Genomic DNA, 16,777 nt, shown 5'->3' on the forward strand with positions numbered 1-16,777 from the left:
GTTTTCTCTAAGTATTTTCTGGGTGCGGCGTCTGTTGATTGTAAGTCAGGCGATTTCATCGAGCTTGCGCCCGGCCAGGGCGCTACGCACACTCTGGTCCATGCGTCGTGCTGCGAATTCTTCCGTACCCTCTGCCAGGTCGGTAATGGCCTTGTGCAGTGCATTGTGATCGTTACCACTTTTCAAGGCTCTGACCCGATTCATCAAGTCATGTATTTGCTGCTGCTCGGTTTCGCTTAATAATTGCGAATCGGCGTTTAGGGCTGAATCGGTTGCCAGCAGTATGCGTTCAGCTTCCACTGCCTCTTCACGCAACGCGCGTTCGCGCATGTCTGCATCAGCAGAATTAAATGAGTCCTGCAGCATGCGGGTGATATCGTCATCGGCCAGACCGTATGACGGCTTTACTGTAATGGCAGCTTCTACGCCTGAACGCAGTTCGCGAGCAGAGACTGACAGCAGGCCGTCGGCATCCACCTGGTAGGTGATGCGTATGCGTGCAGCGCCAGCTGCCATGGCTGGTATGCCGCGCAATTCAAAGCGCGCCAGTGAGCGACACTCGCTGACCAGCTCGCGCTCGCCTTGTACTACGTGGATGGCCATGGCAGTCTGGCCATCCTTGAAGGTGGTGAATTCCTGTGCACGGGCGCAGGGTATTGTTGAGTTGCGAGGTATAACCTTTTCGGTCAGTCCCCCCATGGTTTCCACGCCCAGAGACAAAGGGATGACATCAAGCAGCAGCCAGTCATCGCCTGGCGCACGATTGCCAGCCAGCAGGTTGGCCTGGATTGCTGCACCAAGAGCCACAACCTTGTCGGGGTCAATATTGGCCAGCGGTGTGGTCTGGAAAAATTCACCAACAGCTTTCCTGACATGGGGCATGCGAGTTGCACCGCCTACCAATACCACGCCATCTATGTCATCGACCATCAGGTTGGCGTCGCGCAGGGCCTTGCGACAGGGGGTGATGGCTTTGACGACCAGGTTTTGCGTCATCTCGGCAAATTGAGTTGCCTTGATTTGCAGATGCACAGATTCGCCAGAATTAAGTTTGGCATCAATGTAGGTGCTGGGTTTGGTCGACAGGATTTCTTTTGCCTCGCGCGCCTTGACCATCAGGGTACTGATATCTTCATCAGATAATGGCGACAGCTTCGATTCCTGCAATATCCAGCAAAACAGGCGGTGATCAAAATCGTCACCGCCCAGGGCGGAATCTCCGCCAGTAGACAGGACTTCAAACACACCCTTGCTCATCTTCAGGATGGAGATATCGAAGGTGCCTCCACCAAGATCAAATACGGCATAAACGCCTTCTGATGCATTGTCGAGTCCATAGGCAATGGCAGCGGCGGTCGGCTCGTTGAGCAGGCGCAATACGTTCAGGCCAGCCAGTTTTGCTGCATCTTTGGTTGCCTGCCTTTGTGCATCATCAAAATAAGCGGGCACGGTAATGACTGCGCCGACCAGATCGTCGCCAAGCGCATCTTCAGCCTGCTGGCGCAGCGTGGCAAGGATCTGTGCGGATACTTCAACCGGGCTCTTGACGCCGGCTACGGTTTTCAATTGCACCATGCCGGGTTCGTCATGAAAATCGTAGGGCAGGTTTTCTGCGTAGGCGATGTCTTTGAGGCCGCGCCCCATGAAGCGTTTGACAGAGACGATCGTGTTTTTGGGATCGTTGGATTGTTCTGCCTGCGCCTTGAAGCCTATGTGGGCATGACCATTTGGCAGGTAACGGACTACAGATGGCAGTAATGGCCGGCCTTCTTCGTCATTCAATACTTCAGGGATGCTATTGCGAACCGTCGCAACCAGGGAATTGGTCGTGCCCAGATCTATGCCCACGGCCAAACGGTGCTGGTGTGGGGCAGTAGACATGCCAGGTTCTGAAATCTGCAATAAGGCCATAGTAAATAAGAGGGGCGAGCCGTAAAATGATCAAGCCTGGTTGATACAGGCTTGGGGGTTAATCTGAATTATTCTTCGAGTGCGGCTATATCGGTAATGAACTTTTCCAGGAACAAGCAGGCGCGTATCTGCTGCGCGGCTTGTTGGTAATCTCCAAGATCGAGTGCTTCGCCAACAGCCTGCAGTTGCGTTCTCAGTTCGCTATTGAGTTCGCGCTCCAGTCTTAGCATGCCTGCCGCATCATTTTTCTGACGTGCCTCATCGAAAGCTTCTCGCCATTCCATTTGTTGCATCAGAAACGTGCCCGGCATACTGGTATTCGATTCGGTTTGCAAATCGACGCCTTGCAATTCACACAGATAGCGCGCTCTTTGCAAGGGCTTCTTCAGGGTTTGGTAAGCCTCATTGGCGCGGGTGGCCCATTGCATGGCGACACGCTTTTCTGCTTCGCTAGCCTGGACAAATTTATCAGGGTGAACTTTATTTTGCACTTCGCGATAAGCACGGTCCAATCGCCCCATGTCTATTGCAAAACGTTGTGGCAACTGAAACAGTTCAAAATGATTCTGCATCTGTCAGAGCCTTAAATCCTGAAGCTCTCGCCACAGCCACATTCGTCCTTGACGTTGGGGTTGTAGAACTTAAAGCCCTCGTTTAAGCCTTCACGTGCAAAATCCAGCTCTGTGCCGTCTATGTAAGGCAGGCTTTTGGGGTCAACAAACACCTTGACGCCATGAGATTCGAATATCTGGTCATCACTGCCGATTTCATCCACATACTCGAGTTTGTACGCCATGCCTGAACAGCCCGTTGTGCGCACGCCAAAGCGCAGACCTATGCCTTTGCCACGACGTTCCATATAACGGGTCACATGTTTTGCTGCTTTTTCTGTAAGTGTGATAGCCATAATTTATTCCTGTTCTTACAACTGCCTGCTGCCAGTGTGACGAGTATTACGCGCTCTGTTCTGCGTTGTGCTTGTTCTTGTAGTCAAGCACAGCCGCCTTGATGGCGTCTTCTGCCAGGATGGAGCAGTGGATTTTTACAGGTGGCAAAGCCAGTTCTTCAGCGATTGCCGTGTTCTTGATTTCCAGTGCCTGGTCCAGGGTTTTGCCCTTGACCCATTCGGTCACCAGTGAAGAGGAGGCGATGGCAGAGCCACAGCCATAGGTCTTGAATTTTGCATCCTGGATAACGCCGTCAGCACCGACCTTGATTTGCAGTTTCATGACGTCGCCACAGGCTGGTGCGCCAACCATGCCGGTACCTACCGTGTCATCACCTTTTTCAAAGGCGCCGACATTGCGTGGATTTTCATAGTGATCCAGAACTTTTTCAGAGTAAGCCATTTTGATGCTCCTTGATTTTTCTTAAATACGTTTTTCAAAAACAGAATTAGTGGGCAGCCCACTGGATGGTGGAGATGTCAATTCCGTCTTTGTACATATCCCACAGTGGTGACAGTTCGCGCAATTTTTCAACCTTGGTCTTGAGAAGGTTGATGGTGAAGTCGATATCTTCTTCGGTCGTGAAACGACCGATGGTAAAGCGTATCGAGCTGTGCGCCAGCTCATCACTACGACCAAGGGCGCGCAATACATACGATGGTTCCAGACTGGCCGAAGTGCAGGCAGAGCCGGACGATACAGCGATGTCCTTGATCGCCATGATCAGCGATTCGCCTTCAACATAGTTAAAACTGACATTCAGGTTGTGCGGTACGCGGTGTTCCATGTCGCCATTGACATAGGTTTCTTCAATTTCTTTCAGGCCGTTTGCCAGGCGGTCACGCATGGCGCGTACATGCGCGAGTTCGCTTTCCATCTCTTCTTTGGCGATACGGAAGGCTTCACCCATGCCGGCTATTTGGTGCGTTGCCAGCGTGCCAGAACGGAAACCGCGCTCATGGCCGCCACCATGCATTTGCGCTTCGAGGCGCACACGTGGTTTGCGGCGGATATACAAGGCGCCTATGCCTTTGGGGCCATAGGATTTATGAGCGGAGAAAGAGACCAAGTCAACCTTGGTGTTTTCCAGGTCGATATGTACCTTGCCTGTGGCCTGGGCAGCATCAGAATGGAAGACGATGCCTTTTTCGCGACACAGTTCGCCGATTTCTGCGATAGGTTGAATGACGCCGATTTCATTGTTCACCCACATGACAGAGACCAGGATGGTGTCAGGACGGATCGCTTCTTTCAACTGTTCAATCGTGATCAGACCATTGTCACCTGGCTGCAGGTAGGTTGCTTCGAAACCCTGGCGCTCAAGTTCACGTACGGTATCCAGAACTGCCTTGTGCTCGGTCTTGACAGTGATGATGTGCTTACCTTTGGACTTATAGAAATTTGCCGCACCTTTCAGCGCCAGGTTGTTGCTTTCAGTCGCACCAGAGGTCCAGATGATTTCACGCGGATCAGCATTGACCAGGTCAGCCACTTGTGCGCGTGCTTCTTCCACGGCCTTTTCTGCCTCCCAGCCATACATATGGCTGCGAGAAGCCGGGTTGCCATATTGCGCGCGCAAAAAAGGAATCATCTTGTCGGCCACACGTGGGTCAACAGGCGTTGTCGCGGAGTAATCCATGTAGATAGGGAAGTGGGGCGACTTTAAAGTGTCAAGCAGGCTTTTTTCCAAAGGGGCGTTCATTCAAAACTCCAAATATTCAAGATGCAATGTGATTGGCATGCGTATGGTGCATGACGACTACATGTTTTTCCGAGGCTTTCTGTCTTTGCTGATTGACCAAATCCTGTAGTGAAACCGAGTCCAGGTAATCGACCATTTTGGCGTTCAGCGTCGCCCACAAGTCATGGGTCATGCAATGCAGCCCATTCTCATGATCGCTGCCATGACAATTGCCTTTGCCGCCACATTGGGTTGCATCCAGGGGTTCATCAACGGCAATGATGATGTCGGCCACAGTGACGCTTGTGGCTTTTCTGGCAAGATTGTAGCCGCCGCCTGGCCCGCGTACGGATTCAACGATTTCATGGCGACGCAATTTGCCAAACAACTGCTCAAGATAAGACAGGGAAATGTCCTGGCGCTGACTGATACCAGCCAGGGTCACGGGTCCCTTATCCTGACGCAAAGCCAGGTCTATCATGGCCGTAACGGCAAAACGTCCTTTGGTGGTGAGTCGCATATTTTACTCCGGGGTACTCCACGCAAGAAAAGCCCAATGCCCTGAGTTGTTGAGCATTTTGATCAAGTATAACAAACTTGAGTAAATTTGTCAGGAATAGACTTAGAGCAAGAAGGGGAACAGGCTGGTTTCAGACGGATACTCAGGCAGATAGGTGAGCCTTGCGTTCTGCAGTATAGTGCCACCAGGGCAGTGGCGCTGCGCCATCCATGAATTTTACTATGGAAATGAAAACGTCGTAGACACAGGGGTCATGTCGCATGCCGCTGAGCCTGCAGAGGTCATCATACATTTGATATGGATCAAGCCCTTTCAATTGATGTGGCTTGCTTATCCCGAGCAGATGCAAGTCGGCTATTGTTGCCTTGCCAACATTGGGCAGTTGCTCCAATTTGTTGATCTCTGTGCAAGTCTGTGCTTTTTTCATGGAGTTCTGGTTTGTTCTGGCGGTCTTTCTCTCGGGCTTATATTGTAAATCTACCCTGTCATACCGGAAAGAAAAAGACCACCGGTCCGGTGGTCTTTTTCTTTGCATTGCCTGATATTTTATTAAATATCGAAGCTGATGCCTTGCGCCAGAGGCAGCGAGTTGCTGTAATTGAAGGTATTGGTCGTCCGGCGCATATATGCTTTCCATGCATCAGAGCCAGATTCGCGGCCGCCACCGGTTTCTTTCTCTCCCCCAAAGGCGCCGCCTATCTCTGCACCGGAAGGGCCGATGTTGACATTGGCTATGCCGCAATCGCTACCAGCAGCAGAGACAAAAGTCTCGGCTTCACGCATATCGGTAGTGAAGATGGAAGAAGACAGGCCTTGAGGCACTTCGTTATTCCAGTTGATCGCCTGTGACAAATCGCTGTAGCGGACGATATACATGATGGGTGCGAAGGTTTCGTGATGCATGGACGCGGTTTGCGTTGGCATTTCCACCAGGGCGGGGCGCACGTAGTAGCCATTTTCATTGCCGGCGACAACGGTGCGCTCGCCGCCAAAAATCTGACCCTGCTCCGTTTTGGCGATGGCCAGGGCGCTTTGCATGGCATCGAATGAGGCGACATCAATCAAAGGCCCGACCAGGGTTGTTTTTTCCAGTGGATTGCCAACTGGCAGGCCTGCATAGATTTTCTTCAGGCGTGGCACCAGGGTGTCATAAATGCTGTCGTGGACGAACAGGCGGCGCAGAGTCGTGCAGCGCTGCCCGGCTGTACCAACAGCAGAGAACGTGATGGCGCGCACAGCCATTTCCAGGTCGGCGCTTGGTGCAACGATCATTGCATTGTTGCCGCCCAGTTCCAGGATGGTGCGAGTGAGGCGTTTGGCGCAGACTTCAGCGACCTGTTTGCCCATACGCGTGCTGCCAGTGGCGCTGACCAGGGCAATGCGCTTGTCTTCCACCATTTGTGCGCCAGTGTCGCGTGCACCTATGATCAGTTCGGCCAGCCCGGCAGGCGCATCGCTGCCGAAGCGGGCAACCGCCTTCATGAACAGGGCATGGGTGGCGATGGCGGTCAGAGGGGTTTTTTCCGAAGGTTTCCAGGTTACGCTATTGCCGCAGACAAAAGCCAGAGCGGCATTCCAGGCCCATACGGCGACCGGGAAGTTAAAGGCAGAAATGACGCCAACTACACCGATGGGATGCCATTGTTCCATCATACGGTGGCCTGGGCGTTCCGATGCAATGGTCAGGCCATATAATTGACGTGACAGACCGACAGCGAAATCGCAGATGTCTATCATTTCCTGCACTTCACCGAGACCTTCTTGCAGGATCTTGCCGGCTTCCAGTGTGACCAGCTGGCCCAGTGCCTGTTTGTGTATGCGCAACTCCTCGCCAAACAGGCGTACCAGTTCGCCGCGACGTGGTGCGGGTACATTGCGCCATTGCAGAAAGGCCGCATGAGCCCGGTCTATGCGTTGCCTGACTTCAACTGCGGTATCGGCACGCAGGCTGGCCAGGGTTTCACCGTTAATGGGTGAAATGCTGGCGATGTCCTTGCCTTGATAGTCGCCCAGATTGATATTGAGCTCTTTCAGTATTGCTTGTAAGGTAGGGTTGTCCATATATTTGCCTCTGAATTGTGCAGCAGCTTCAGACTTCCTGTTGGGATGGCTGAAGCTGCTTTGTTATGATTGGCTGGCGTGTCGCCATGATGCATTGTAGCGCGACCAGGCAAGCCTTGCGCAGAACCGGCTGGTCACCGGCCCGACTTAGACGGCGTAATACTTGCCGAAACGGTTTGCCAGGAAGTCGGACAGATCAGTTTGTTCCTGGCGTACCAGTCCATGTTGAGGCAGTTTGCCGTTGACGACCAGATCGACCATGGCGCAAATGCCGGACGCAGTGGTCAGTTGTATGGCAGACAGCAATTGACCATTGACTGTCTGTGCATAGATTTTCTTGGCATAGGACTCTTGCTCCAGGCGGCCATCACGCATGCCAACCACGCTGACAAACACCAGAACGACGTCTTGCTTGGTCATGGGGATCGCTGTTTCCATCACTTCTTTCAGGATGGGGCGGCGTTCCAGTTTGCCCAGTTGCAGGTCGCGTATCAGCATTTTGACGATGTCCCGGTGACCTGGGTAACGCACAGTTTTGTAGTTCAGGTTTTGTACCTTGCCTTCCAGGCTTTCGCACAAGGTGCCCAGGCCGCCTGAAGTGTTGAAGGCTTCGTAATCAATGCCGTCAAGGGAAAAATGTTCGATTTCTTCCAGTGCTGCAGTTTCACGCAACTGGCCATCGACAATTGCTTCACAGGGGTTGCAATATTCATTGATCAGGCCGTCTGTACTCCAGGTCAGGTTGTATTTCAGGGCGTTATTCGGGAATGTTGGCAGGGCACCCACACGCATGCTGACATCACGCAGGGTTTCAAAACGCTTGGCAACATCATTGGCAACGATGGAGATAAAACCCGGAGCCAGACCACATTGCGGTACAAAGGCGCAATCTGCACCTTCAGCCAGTTGTTTGACGATGCGTGTGCTTTCGACGTCTTCCGTCAGGTCAAAGTAATGGGAATTCGCTTCGCGCGCGGCACCGGCGATGATCGGTGTCAGAAAATAAGGGCAGGCGGACATTGTCACTTTATGGCCACGGATCAGTTCGGTAACGGCTGCCTTGTCGCCCAGGTCAGCCTGGACAATACGGGTATTGGGAAAACCTGCCTGCTCTACATATTTCAGGCGTTCCGGGTCGCGGTCTGCCACGGTGATTTCATAGTCGCCGGTATGGGACAACAGATTGAGGATTGCATCGCCAATTTTGCCTGCGCCCAAGAGAATTAATTTCGTTGCCATGTCTGCCTCCAGTAAGGGTTATGTCTAGTTCGAAAAATGTAAAACTGATACTGAAGTCTAGGCTCAAGTTTTGTCAGTTAATAGCATCAAAAATATCGTCATAATGTGTATTCAAGAGATAATATGTCTAAATAATCTGTCAAAATGACGAAAAGATGAAATGAAACCTGAACTTGATGACGTGGATGACAAAATCCTGGCCTTGTTAATGGATAACGCGAGGTTGCCCGTGACCACTATTGCCAGGTCGGTGGGTATTGCCAGAACGACCGTGATTGCCCGTATTGCCGCGCTGGAGAAGCGCGGCGTTATAGCAGGGTATGGGTTGAAATTAAATCCGAGGATCGTGCAGCCGGCAGTGAGGGCGTATGTGGGTTTATCTGTGGAGGCGAGGTATGCGGCCGTGTTGATCAAATACTTACAGCAATTGCCGGAAACCGAGACGCTTTGCGCTGTCAGTGGCGCGATTGACTATATGTTGACCTTGCGCTGTGCAAATACGGAAACGCTGGATAAATTGCTTGATCAGATCGGCGCACTGGATGGTGTCAGGCAAACATCCACCTCGGTGATACTGAGCAAGAGAATTGACAGAGGGGCTTTGTAAGGGGGATTTGGAGGCAGTTTTGTTCTACCTGCTCAGCCCTGTCTGGCAAAGATCGTCGTTGATCACTGACAGCCAGGGCTTGTTCTGGCTGTCTGGAGTCTGTATTCCCCAGTATCAGGAACTGGAATTGCTCTTAGCCTGGGATTTCTTTTCATCAGACGCAGTTTTCTTTGCGGCCGGTGCTTGTGTTGTTGCCGGCGTGGTTTGAGGTGTATCGGCAAAGCGCAAATTGCTCTGTTGCAATATTTGCAAATGCACTGATGCTCTATCTACTCCACTACGATCCAGTTGTACTGGAGCTGGAGTGTTTGGTGTGCTCACCTGTGCTTCCTGCATGATTTCAGTCGTTTTGTCTTGTGTGTCTGCCTGATTTGGGACAGATGGCACAAACATGAAATCCTGGCTAAAGGCGATGCCAGCCAGCAGAGTTGAAGACAGCAAACATAAGGCGATAGATTTTTTTAACATGATTGCCTGCAAAAATAATAAGTGCTACGACCAAGTACTGCTTGCGGTATGACAAACGGTGCTGCAAATGAACAAGTGAATCTCAGCGATTTGAGCAAAAAGAAGATCTTTGACGCTGTCGATGTCAAACAAGCAATTGCGGTTTTTTATGTGAGCGCGCTTTTGCTTGCCGGATTTGCATGTCTTGCTGGTCCATCGCAAATCTCTCTTCTGCACTCAGCCGCCTGGCTGCGATGAATACGGTTTGCATGGTCTTTCCAGCTTGTTCAACATCAAATGCGATCTTTTGCTGTTCTGTCAGTCTTTGTGCTGATATTGTGACTGTGGGGATACTTGCTTTTGCATCAAGTTTCTTAATATATGTAGCCACTGGCGCTATGGTAGCAGCAAAAAGGGAAATGGTTAACACTGTTAAATTGGTTTTCTTGATGATATTCATTTGTTTTTCTCCTTGGTGCTTCATTTGACTTCTGATGTGAGCACTTTAGATAAGTGGTGTATATCTATCTACTGATTTGCGATGAAATGCAGAAAGGCGGGGATGAAATTCAAGAATTGAAACATGAACAGTTTGAATTGACTCAAAAAAGCAGGATAATTTTTGCAAGCTTCTACCAGGACGATGGGTGGGGTATTCTCTATGTATTTTTATATTTCCAAACTGGAGTCTGCATGGCGGTAAAGCGATATTTGCAGCACCTTTTCATCGTATCAGGCTGGTTGCCCTTGATGGCACAGGCGCAATTGCCGGATTGGGGTGATTACCCGGCACTGCCAAAGTTATCTCAGGGCACTGCAGTTGATGATAAATATTCTTTCCTGGAGTCTCTCAGTGATCCACAAGTTCGCACCTGGATGAGGAGGCAGACTGATTTCACGAATACTGTGCTGGCGCGCATCAGCGGGCGCAAAGCCATGCTCAAGAGACTGAAGTTATTGCAGGGTACGGAATACGGCAGCACGACCCTGATAGAAGTCCGCGGCATGCAATTTTTTGTCCTGAGTGCAGCTGATGGTCGCCAGCGGCTCATGATGCGTAATGCAGCAACCTCTGCTGAACGGTTGTTGTATCTGGCCGATGTCGGGCAGTCCATCAGTTTTTTCTCAGCCTCACCGGACGCCAGTGTTGTTGGTCTTGGTATAGTCAAGACCGACATGGCTGGAACGCAGCGCCCGGTTCTTCGTCTGGTCAAGACCAGCGACGCCAGCGTGCTCAAGGATAACCTGACAGGTAACGCCAATGATATAAAAGACCTGGGCTGGAAATCAGATTCCAGCGCAGTTTATTACCGAAAGTCCCCGGTCAGGCAGAATGCTGACAAGGGGGCAATATGGCAGCACACGCTTGGCAGCAAGCCAGAAACGGATGTTGCCGTGATCGGTCCCGGTGTCAGCAAATCAAGAAAATTCAGCACCGGCGACGTGGTGATGCTGAAAAGCAATGCCAGTTCGGGCTATATGCTGGCCGAAGTCCAACATGGCAGCGCACGGGACCGCAGTCTGTATGTGATCAGGCAGGAACAATTGAAGGCAGCAGCCAGCCCATGGATTCGCCTTGCCAGTCCGTCTGACAAGATACGCAGCGCCTGGCTCAGTGGAGATCAGTTGTTTGTTTTGTCAACAAAGAAAAGTACATCTGGCGCCATACTGAGGCTGGACTTGAAAACCCCGCAATTGAACGCGGCAAAAGAAGTGCTGCCTGCCAGTAGTGATGAATTACTGGATATGGCAGTTGCCAGGAATGGTCTGTATGTGCACGCGGCAGAAAATGGTTACAGCAAATTGATGCGGGTGAGCCTGGGGGCTGAGAATGTGGGTAAAAATGAAGAACTGAGCTTGCCCCAACAGGGGCGAATCAGTCAATTGAATGCAGACCCGGAAAATGATGGAGCCCTGTTTGTGCTGGAGGCGGCCAATGCAGCTCCTTTGTCTTATCGTGCGTTCGCTGGCGGGCAAGTGAAGAATGTGGAGGTTTTTCGTTCTCCCCAGATCGGTTTTCATCGTATTTCCAGCCGCAATCTGAGCATTTCACGACCTGGCAGCAACAAACCCCTTGCCGTGACTCTGCTATACCCGCAGGGAATGGATCTGGATGGCAAGCATCCTTGCCTGTTGACTCTGGAGACAGGGACTGGTCTGGCAAAGCTGGCAAGGTTTGATGCCTTGCGCCTGGCATGGCTGGAACAGGATGCCGTCATGGCCATCATCTACCTGCCCGCTGATGAGCAGAAGAAGCGTGCGACAAGTGATGGTGTAGATGAGTTGTTGCTGGCTGCTGATTACCTCGTCACTGAAGCTTACACCAGCCCCGGTAAATTGGTTGCGCAAGAGTCAGGCGCGGGCAAGCAATTGATCGCGCAGGCGGTCAGCAGACGTCCTGAGCTGTTTGCGGCAGTGCAAAGTGCAGGTGTGATGTCTGAGTTCTTGTCGGACAAGTCGAAAAAGGCGTATCTGAAAAGTAAAACGATCGGTGAGGTCTACCCTTACCTGAATTTGAAAGACGGCACCAATTATCCGGCAACTTTGTTGTCGGCCAGATTTGCGGTGGGTGAAGCGCCAGTCTGGATGAGCAGCAAATTTACTGCGCGCCTGCAAGCCGCCAATGCAAACAAATCCAGGCCTGCGTTATTTCGTACCGACTTTGCCAATGGCTGGAAGCTGGATCCACTGGCAGAACTGGCAGACAACTGGTCTTTTCTATTATGGCAAACGGGACAAAAGGGCTTTGCCATCCGGCCTTGAACATTGCAGGAAAGAGAAAACGGCGGCAAGGATATGGAATCCTTGCCGCCGTTTGTCAGATCTGACAGCCTAGCAGGCAGCGTAATTGACTGTCACCACATGGATAGCCAAACCACCCAATGAGGTTTCCTTGTATTTATCCTGCATGTCGGCGCCGGTCTGACGCATGGTTTCTATCACGTCGTCCAGGCTGACGTGGTGGGAGCCGTCACTGCGCAAGGACAGTGACGCTGCCGTAATGGCCTTGACCGCTCCCATGCCATTGCGTTCTATGCACGGTATCTGTACCAGGCCGCCTATCGGGTCGCAAGTCATACCCAGGTGGTGTTCTATGCCGATTTCGGCTGCGGATTCGATTTGTTCATTGGTGCCGCCCAACGCTGCCGTCAAGCCAGCTGCAGCCATGGCGCAGGCAACGCCAACTTCACCCTGACAACCGATTTCAGCACCGGATATGGAGGCATTTTTCTTGCACAGCATCCCTATCGCAGAAGCTGCCAGCAAGAAGTTGCGTACGCCTTGCTCCGGGTGGCTGGGTTTGCAATCCTCGGCGTAATAGCGCAATACAGCCGGGATAATGCCTGCGGCGCCATTGGTAGGCGCTGTCACAACGCGACCACCGGCTGCATTTTCTTCATTGACTGCCATGGCATACAGGCTGACCCGGTGCATGCCATCATGTGGCAGCACGTCGGCAGTTTCGTTGGCCGTACGCCAGAGTTTGGCAGCGCGGCGCTTGACATGCAGTCCACCGGGCAATTCACCGCCTAATTGCAGGCCGCGCGAGATGCAACCCTTCATCACAGACCAGATTTTATCAAGGCCGGCATTGAGTTCTTCATCGCTGCAATACACGTTTTCGTTGGCACGCAGCATGTCTGTGATGGATTTGCCGGTGCGTTTTCCATGAGCCAGCAACTCAGCCATGGTGGCAAATGGATAGGGCAGGGGCTTGTGTTGGGCACCGTCGGAGGTGGCGCTATTGGCCAGTTCTTCGGCAGAATAGATAAAACCGCCGCCGGTAGAATAATAGACTTTTTCAAAACTGCTGCCGTCGTTGCGGGTCAATGTGAATTTCATGCCATTTGGGTGACCGGGCAAGACTTCTTGTTTGTGCCACAGGAGGTCGCTGGCTGTATCAAATTTAACCGGATATTCACCAAGCAAATTCATTTTGCCCGAACTGGCAAGGGCTGCCAGTTTGTCGTCAACGCTCTCAGGCACGAGGTCTTGTGGGGTTTCGCCCATGAGGCCGAGCAAAACAGCCTTGTCCGTGGCATGGCCTACACCTGTCAGCGCCAGTGACCCGTACAGTGCCGCCTGTACCTTGACAGCTTTGAATAAATCACTTGTTTCGAGCAAAAAACGGCGGGCGGCCAGCATGGGGCCTACCGTATGGGAACTGGATGGACCCACGCCTATTTTAAATAATTCGAATACACGCATGTCCATCAATTCACCTCTTTTTATTTGTCTCTAATTTATTTATGCAGCCTTGCCTAACTCCTTTTGATCGACACGTATGTTTTTCAGCATGTCAGAAACGAGTTCTCGCAGGTCTACTTGTGCTTGCCAGCCCCAGTCATCACGCGCTACGTTGTCGTCCAGGCTTTGTGGCCATGAGGCGGCGATAGCCTGGCGGCTGTCAGGCGCGTAGTGTATGTCAAATGCAGGCAAATTTTGTTTGATTGCAAACGCCAATTCCCGTGGATTAAAGCTTAAACCAGCAACATTATAGGAAGAACGTATAGAAAGTTTGGCCGCAGGCGCATCCATCAGCGAAATGGTCGCCCGTATTGCATCAGACATGTAGATCATCGGCAGGGTTGTTTCTGCTTCAAGGAAGCAATCATACGTTTCGCCGCGCAAGGCTGAATGGAAAATGGCTATTGCATAGTCTGTCGTACCACCACCAGGGGGCGATTTGTAACTGATGATGCCCGGGTAGCGTATGCTGCGTACATCCACGCCATATTTCTGGAAATAGTATTCGCACAGTCTTTCACCAGCCAGTTTGCTGATGCCGTAAATGGTACTGGGGTCCATGACTGTATATTGGGGTGTATTGACCGCCGGTGTATTTGGGCCAAATGCGGCAATCGACGAAGGCCAGAATACCTTCAAAGGCTTGCCAGCCTCCCCGCGCAGTCGAGCCAGTTCCAGGATGTTAAGCAAGCCATCCATATTGAGAGTCCAGGCTTTCAACGGCGCCTGCTCACCGGTGGCTGAGAGCATGGCCGCCAGCTGATAGACCTGGGTGATATTGTACTGATCAACGATCTGAGCCAGGCGTTCTGTATTGAGTACGTCGATGACCTCATAGATTTTTGCGCCGTACAGACTTTCTGGCCGGATGTCGCTGGCAATCACATTATCTGCGCCGTGTTGCAGTGCAAGAGCATCTACCAGCTCACTGCCTATCTGGCCATTGGCACCGATCACTAATATGCGTTCCATGTTTGTCCTTACTTGATGATGTTGAGTTCGCGACCAGCCTGGGCAAATGCGGCCAGGGCAGTGTTCAATTGTTCTGTCGTATGGGCAGCAGACAGTTGTACGCGTACGCGCGCCTGACCCATGGGGACGACAGGGTAGAAGAAGCCAGTGACCAGCACGCCTAGTTCATACAGGCGGGCGGCAAATTTTTGTGCAACCGGGGCATCAAACAACATCACTGGCACCACTGGATGGGTGCCTTGCTTGATGGTAAAACCCAGTGCTTCAATTTCGCGCCGGAAGTGGGCAGTATTGGCATGCAGGCGGTCACGCAGTTCGGTGGAACTGGACAGGCGTTGCAAGACTGATAGTGACGCTCCGGCAATGGACGGCGCCAGGGTGTTTGAAAACAGGTAAGGGCGGGATTTTTGACGCAAGGTGTCAATCACTTCCTTTCGTGCTGCGGTAAAGCCGCCCATGGCTCCGCCAAGCGCTTTGCCCAGAGTGCCGGTAATGATGTCGATACGACCCAGTACATTGTGATGCTCATGTGTACCACGGCCGGTTGCGCCCATGAAGCCGGATGCATGGCATTCATCAATCATGACCAATGCATCATATTTGTCGGCCAGGTCGCAGATTTTGTCGAGCTGGGCTATCGTACCGTCCATGGAAAACACGCCGTCAGTCACGATGATGCGATGACGTTTGTCTGCAGCAGCAATCAATTGCTTTTCCAGATCTGCCATATCGTTGTGCGCATATCGGAAGCGCGCTGCTTTGCACAGGCGTATACCGTCAATGATGGAGGCATGGTTCAGTGCATCGGAAATGATGGCGTCATTTTCATCAAACAGCGGTTCAAAAACGCCGCCGTTGGCATCAAAAGCTGCTGCATACAGGATGCAGTCTTCCGTGCCCAGAAAAGCGGACAGGGCTTGTTCCAGCTGTTTATGTACGGTTTGTGTGCCGCAAATGAAGCGCACGGACGACAGGCCATAACCAAATTTTTCCGTGGCAGCGATCGATGCCTGCACCATGGATTCGTCACCAGACAGTCCCAGGTAATTATTCGCGCACAGGTTAATCAGCTTGCTGCCGTCGTCGCAGATCACTTCCGATCCCTGACGGGAGGCAATGACACGCTCAGGCTTGTACAGGCCCTGCTCGCGCAAATTATCGAGGTTACCAGCTAAATTGCTGATGAAATTCTGTCTGGAAGTGCTCTGGCTCATAGTGATGTCCCGTCAGTCTGGTGTTCTTGTGTGGATTGATGTTTTTTCAGTTGATTATCTGTAAATCATCACGAATCGTATATTGCTAAATCAAAGGCACTGTTACACTGTTGTTAGATTTTTTAAATTATTTGAATAATTCAATATCTAGAACTAAAGTTCAATATATCGAATATTAAGCTAACTTTTTTAACGATGCAAGAATTCCCATGAAAAAAGTTTTACCCAATACACCACCCGAAGTCGGAGCGACTTTGCAGAAAATGCGACTTGAACGTGGCCTGACGCTGGAAGACTTGTCGCGCACTGCCGGGGTGTCTAAGTCCATGTTGTCGCAGATAGAAAGAGAGAAGGCTAATCCCACTATAGCCGTTGCATGGCGATTGGCAAATGCTCTCGGTGTTGGCATGGCGGAACTATTGTCATCTGAAGCGCCAAAACACGACCCCATTCGTGTGCTTGAGGCGCATGAAACGCCGACCCTGCCGGGTGAACATGCCGGCTACGTGCTGCGCATACTCGGTCCCATGGAATTAGCCGGTAAATACGAATGGTATGAATTGACATTGGCGCCTGGTGGGGCTCTGGTATCAAATTCGCATGATCCAGGGGCACTTGAACATCTGACGGTCTTACATGGCAGTGTCGAAATAGAAGTTGATGGCGCACGAAAAAAACTCAAACACGGTGCCACGGCGCGCTATGATGCAGATAAGAATCATGCCATACGCAACCTGGGTAAAACGGAAGCCAAGGCACTGCTGGTTGTCATACATCGCTAGGCATCTGGATGCGAGAGGGGAATGCCTTGGTTTCTGGTAACATCTGTACTTGAAACTTGTTTGCCACATAATATTTTGCTGATTAGCTGCGATAATGCGCTCGTTGTGGCAGCAGCGATTAGGTCATTGTGTGGAGACGGGATTTGGT

17 protein-coding genes are annotated in these 16,777 nt (G+C 51.6%); 3 read left to right on the forward strand and 14 right to left on the reverse strand.

Annotated features, from left to right (window positions below):
* Window positions 1-45: 45 nt before the first annotated feature.
* From hscA to LZ463_RS04755, 9 genes are all read right to left on the reverse strand, one after another.
* Window positions 46-1,911: a Fe-S protein assembly chaperone HscA gene (gene hscA, locus LZ463_RS04715; RefSeq protein ID WP_241454370.1), complete on the reverse strand. Its 1,866-nt coding sequence runs from the start codon at window positions 1,909-1,911 to the stop codon at window positions 46-48.
* Between the two features lie 68 nt (window positions 1,912-1,979).
* Window positions 1,980-2,483 carry a Fe-S protein assembly co-chaperone HscB gene (hscB, locus tag LZ463_RS04720; protein WP_241454371.1) on the reverse strand — a complete coding sequence of 168 codons (504 nt, stop codon included), beginning with the start codon at window positions 2,481-2,483 and terminating at the stop codon, window positions 1,980-1,982.
* Window positions 2,484-2,494: 11 nt separating this feature from the next.
* Window positions 2,495-2,818 carry an iron-sulfur cluster assembly protein IscA gene (gene iscA / locus LZ463_RS04725; protein ID WP_241454373.1) on the reverse strand — a complete coding sequence of 108 codons (324 nt, stop codon included), beginning with the start codon at window positions 2,816-2,818 and terminating at the stop codon, window positions 2,495-2,497.
* Window positions 2,819-2,864: 46 nt separating this feature from the next.
* Window positions 2,865-3,260 (reverse strand): Fe-S cluster assembly scaffold IscU, encoded by a 396-nt coding sequence (iscU, locus tag LZ463_RS04730; protein ID WP_241454375.1) that lies wholly within the window; start codon window positions 3,258-3,260, stop codon window positions 2,865-2,867.
* A gap of 46 nt (window positions 3,261-3,306) precedes the next feature.
* Window positions 3,307-4,560 (reverse strand): IscS subfamily cysteine desulfurase, encoded by a 1,254-nt coding sequence (locus LZ463_RS04735; protein ID WP_241454379.1) that lies wholly within the window; start codon window positions 4,558-4,560, stop codon window positions 3,307-3,309.
* Between the two features lie 16 nt (window positions 4,561-4,576).
* Window positions 4,577-5,059 carry a Fe-S cluster assembly transcriptional regulator IscR gene (gene iscR, locus LZ463_RS04740; protein WP_241454381.1) on the reverse strand — a complete coding sequence of 161 codons (483 nt, stop codon included), beginning with the start codon at window positions 5,057-5,059 and terminating at the stop codon, window positions 4,577-4,579.
* 142 nt (window positions 5,060-5,201) lie between these two features.
* The gene (locus LZ463_RS04745; protein WP_241454383.1) at window positions 5,202-5,486 is read right to left on the reverse strand and encodes a helix-hairpin-helix domain-containing protein; all 285 of its coding nucleotides are present in this window, start codon (window positions 5,484-5,486) and stop codon (window positions 5,202-5,204) included.
* A gap of 122 nt (window positions 5,487-5,608) precedes the next feature.
* Window positions 5,609-7,120: an L-piperidine-6-carboxylate dehydrogenase gene (gene amaB / locus LZ463_RS04750; RefSeq protein WP_241454391.1), complete on the reverse strand. Its 1,512-nt coding sequence runs from the start codon at window positions 7,118-7,120 to the stop codon at window positions 5,609-5,611.
* A 147-nt stretch (window positions 7,121-7,267) separates the two neighbouring features.
* Window positions 7,268-8,359 (reverse strand): saccharopine dehydrogenase family protein, encoded by a 1,092-nt coding sequence (locus LZ463_RS04755; protein WP_241454393.1) that lies wholly within the window; start codon window positions 8,357-8,359, stop codon window positions 7,268-7,270.
* 160 nt (window positions 8,360-8,519) lie between these two features.
* On the opposite strand from LZ463_RS04755, the gene LZ463_RS04760 reads away from it, so the two are divergent.
* On the forward strand, window positions 8,520-8,966 hold the full coding sequence (locus LZ463_RS04760) for an Lrp/AsnC family transcriptional regulator (RefSeq protein ID WP_241454395.1): 447 nt from the start codon (window positions 8,520-8,522) through the stop codon (window positions 8,964-8,966).
* A 114-nt stretch (window positions 8,967-9,080) separates the two neighbouring features.
* Here LZ463_RS04760 and LZ463_RS04765 read toward each other — a convergent pair whose 3' ends face one another.
* Window positions 9,081-9,434, reverse strand: a complete 354-nt coding sequence (locus LZ463_RS04765) for a hypothetical protein (RefSeq protein WP_241454397.1) — start codon at window positions 9,432-9,434, stop codon at window positions 9,081-9,083.
* Window positions 9,435-9,558: 124 nt separating this feature from the next.
* Window positions 9,559-9,873, reverse strand: a complete 315-nt coding sequence (locus tag LZ463_RS04770; RefSeq protein WP_241454399.1) for a hypothetical protein — start codon at window positions 9,871-9,873, stop codon at window positions 9,559-9,561.
* 233 nt (window positions 9,874-10,106) lie between these two features.
* Here LZ463_RS04770 and LZ463_RS04775 point away from each other — a divergent pair, with 233 nt between their 5' ends.
* Window positions 10,107-12,176 carry a prolyl oligopeptidase family protein gene (locus LZ463_RS04775; RefSeq protein WP_241454401.1) on the forward strand — a complete coding sequence of 690 codons (2,070 nt, stop codon included), beginning with the start codon at window positions 10,107-10,109 and terminating at the stop codon, window positions 12,174-12,176.
* 69 nt (window positions 12,177-12,245) lie between these two features.
* On the opposite strand, the gene LZ463_RS04780 is transcribed toward LZ463_RS04775, so the two are convergent.
* The 3 genes from LZ463_RS04780 to kbl are packed head-to-tail and all read right to left on the reverse strand — an operon-like array spanning window position 12,246 to window position 15,847.
* Window positions 12,246-13,628: an L-serine ammonia-lyase gene (locus LZ463_RS04780; protein WP_241454410.1), complete on the reverse strand. Its 1,383-nt coding sequence runs from the start codon at window positions 13,626-13,628 to the stop codon at window positions 12,246-12,248.
* Window positions 13,629-13,661: 33 nt separating this feature from the next.
* Window positions 13,662-14,633: an NAD-dependent epimerase/dehydratase family protein gene (locus LZ463_RS04785; protein WP_241454411.1), complete on the reverse strand. Its 972-nt coding sequence runs from the start codon at window positions 14,631-14,633 to the stop codon at window positions 13,662-13,664.
* Window positions 14,634-14,641: 8 nt separating this feature from the next.
* On the reverse strand, window positions 14,642-15,847 hold the full coding sequence (gene kbl / locus LZ463_RS04790) for a glycine C-acetyltransferase (RefSeq protein ID WP_241454413.1): 1,206 nt from the start codon (window positions 15,845-15,847) through the stop codon (window positions 14,642-14,644).
* A gap of 209 nt (window positions 15,848-16,056) precedes the next feature.
* Here kbl and LZ463_RS04795 point away from each other — a divergent pair, with 209 nt between their 5' ends.
* Window positions 16,057-16,629, forward strand: a complete 573-nt coding sequence (locus LZ463_RS04795; protein ID WP_241454415.1) for a helix-turn-helix domain-containing protein — start codon at window positions 16,057-16,059, stop codon at window positions 16,627-16,629.
* Window positions 16,630-16,777 lie beyond the last annotated feature (148 nt).

The organism is Undibacterium paludis (genome assembly GCF_022568815.1).
Taxonomy (GTDB): domain Bacteria; phylum Pseudomonadota; class Gammaproteobacteria; order Burkholderiales; family Burkholderiaceae_D; genus Undibacterium.

Excerpts from the sequence above, each read along its gene's own strand:
- LZ463_RS04760 (WP_241454395.1), top strand. The coding sequence starts at position 8,520 with ATGAAACCTGAACTTGATGACGTGGATGACAAAATCCTGGCCTTGTTA.
- amaB (WP_241454391.1), bottom strand. The coding sequence starts at position 7,120 with ATGGACAACCCTACCTTACAAGCAATACTGAAAGAGCTCAATATCAAT.
- LZ463_RS04765 (WP_241454397.1), bottom strand. The coding sequence starts at position 9,434 with ATGTTAAAAAAATCTATCGCCTTATGTTTGCTGTCTTCAACTCTGCTG.
- LZ463_RS04795 (WP_241454415.1), top strand. The coding sequence starts at position 16,057 with ATGAAAAAAGTTTTACCCAATACACCACCCGAAGTCGGAGCGACTTTG.
- LZ463_RS04745 (WP_241454383.1), bottom strand. The coding sequence starts at position 5,486 with ATGAAAAAAGCACAGACTTGCACAGAGATCAACAAATTGGAGCAACTG.
- hscA (WP_241454370.1), bottom strand. The coding sequence starts at position 1,911 with ATGGCCTTATTGCAGATTTCAGAACCTGGCATGTCTACTGCCCCACAC.
- LZ463_RS04775 (WP_241454401.1), top strand. The coding sequence starts at position 10,107 with ATGGCGGTAAAGCGATATTTGCAGCACCTTTTCATCGTATCAGGCTGG.
- hscB (WP_241454371.1), bottom strand. The coding sequence starts at position 2,483 with ATGCAGAATCATTTTGAACTGTTTCAGTTGCCACAACGTTTTGCAATA.
- LZ463_RS04785 (WP_241454411.1), bottom strand. The coding sequence starts at position 14,633 with ATGGAACGCATATTAGTGATCGGTGCCAATGGCCAGATAGGCAGTGAG.
- kbl (WP_241454413.1), bottom strand. The coding sequence starts at position 15,847 with ATGAGCCAGAGCACTTCCAGACAGAATTTCATCAGCAATTTAGCTGGT.
- iscA (WP_241454373.1), bottom strand. The coding sequence starts at position 2,818 with ATGGCTATCACACTTACAGAAAAAGCAGCAAAACATGTGACCCGTTAT.
- iscU (WP_241454375.1), bottom strand. The coding sequence starts at position 3,260 with ATGGCTTACTCTGAAAAAGTTCTGGATCACTATGAAAATCCACGCAAT.
- LZ463_RS04780 (WP_241454410.1), bottom strand. The coding sequence starts at position 13,628 with ATGGACATGCGTGTATTCGAATTATTTAAAATAGGCGTGGGTCCATCC.
- LZ463_RS04770 (WP_241454399.1), bottom strand. The coding sequence starts at position 9,873 with ATGAATATCATCAAGAAAACCAATTTAACAGTGTTAACCATTTCCCTT.
- iscR (WP_241454381.1), bottom strand. The coding sequence starts at position 5,059 with ATGCGACTCACCACCAAAGGACGTTTTGCCGTTACGGCCATGATAGAC.
- LZ463_RS04755 (WP_241454393.1), bottom strand. The coding sequence starts at position 8,359 with ATGGCAACGAAATTAATTCTCTTGGGCGCAGGCAAAATTGGCGATGCA.
- LZ463_RS04735 (WP_241454379.1), bottom strand. The coding sequence starts at position 4,560 with ATGAACGCCCCTTTGGAAAAAAGCCTGCTTGACACTTTAAAGTCGCCC.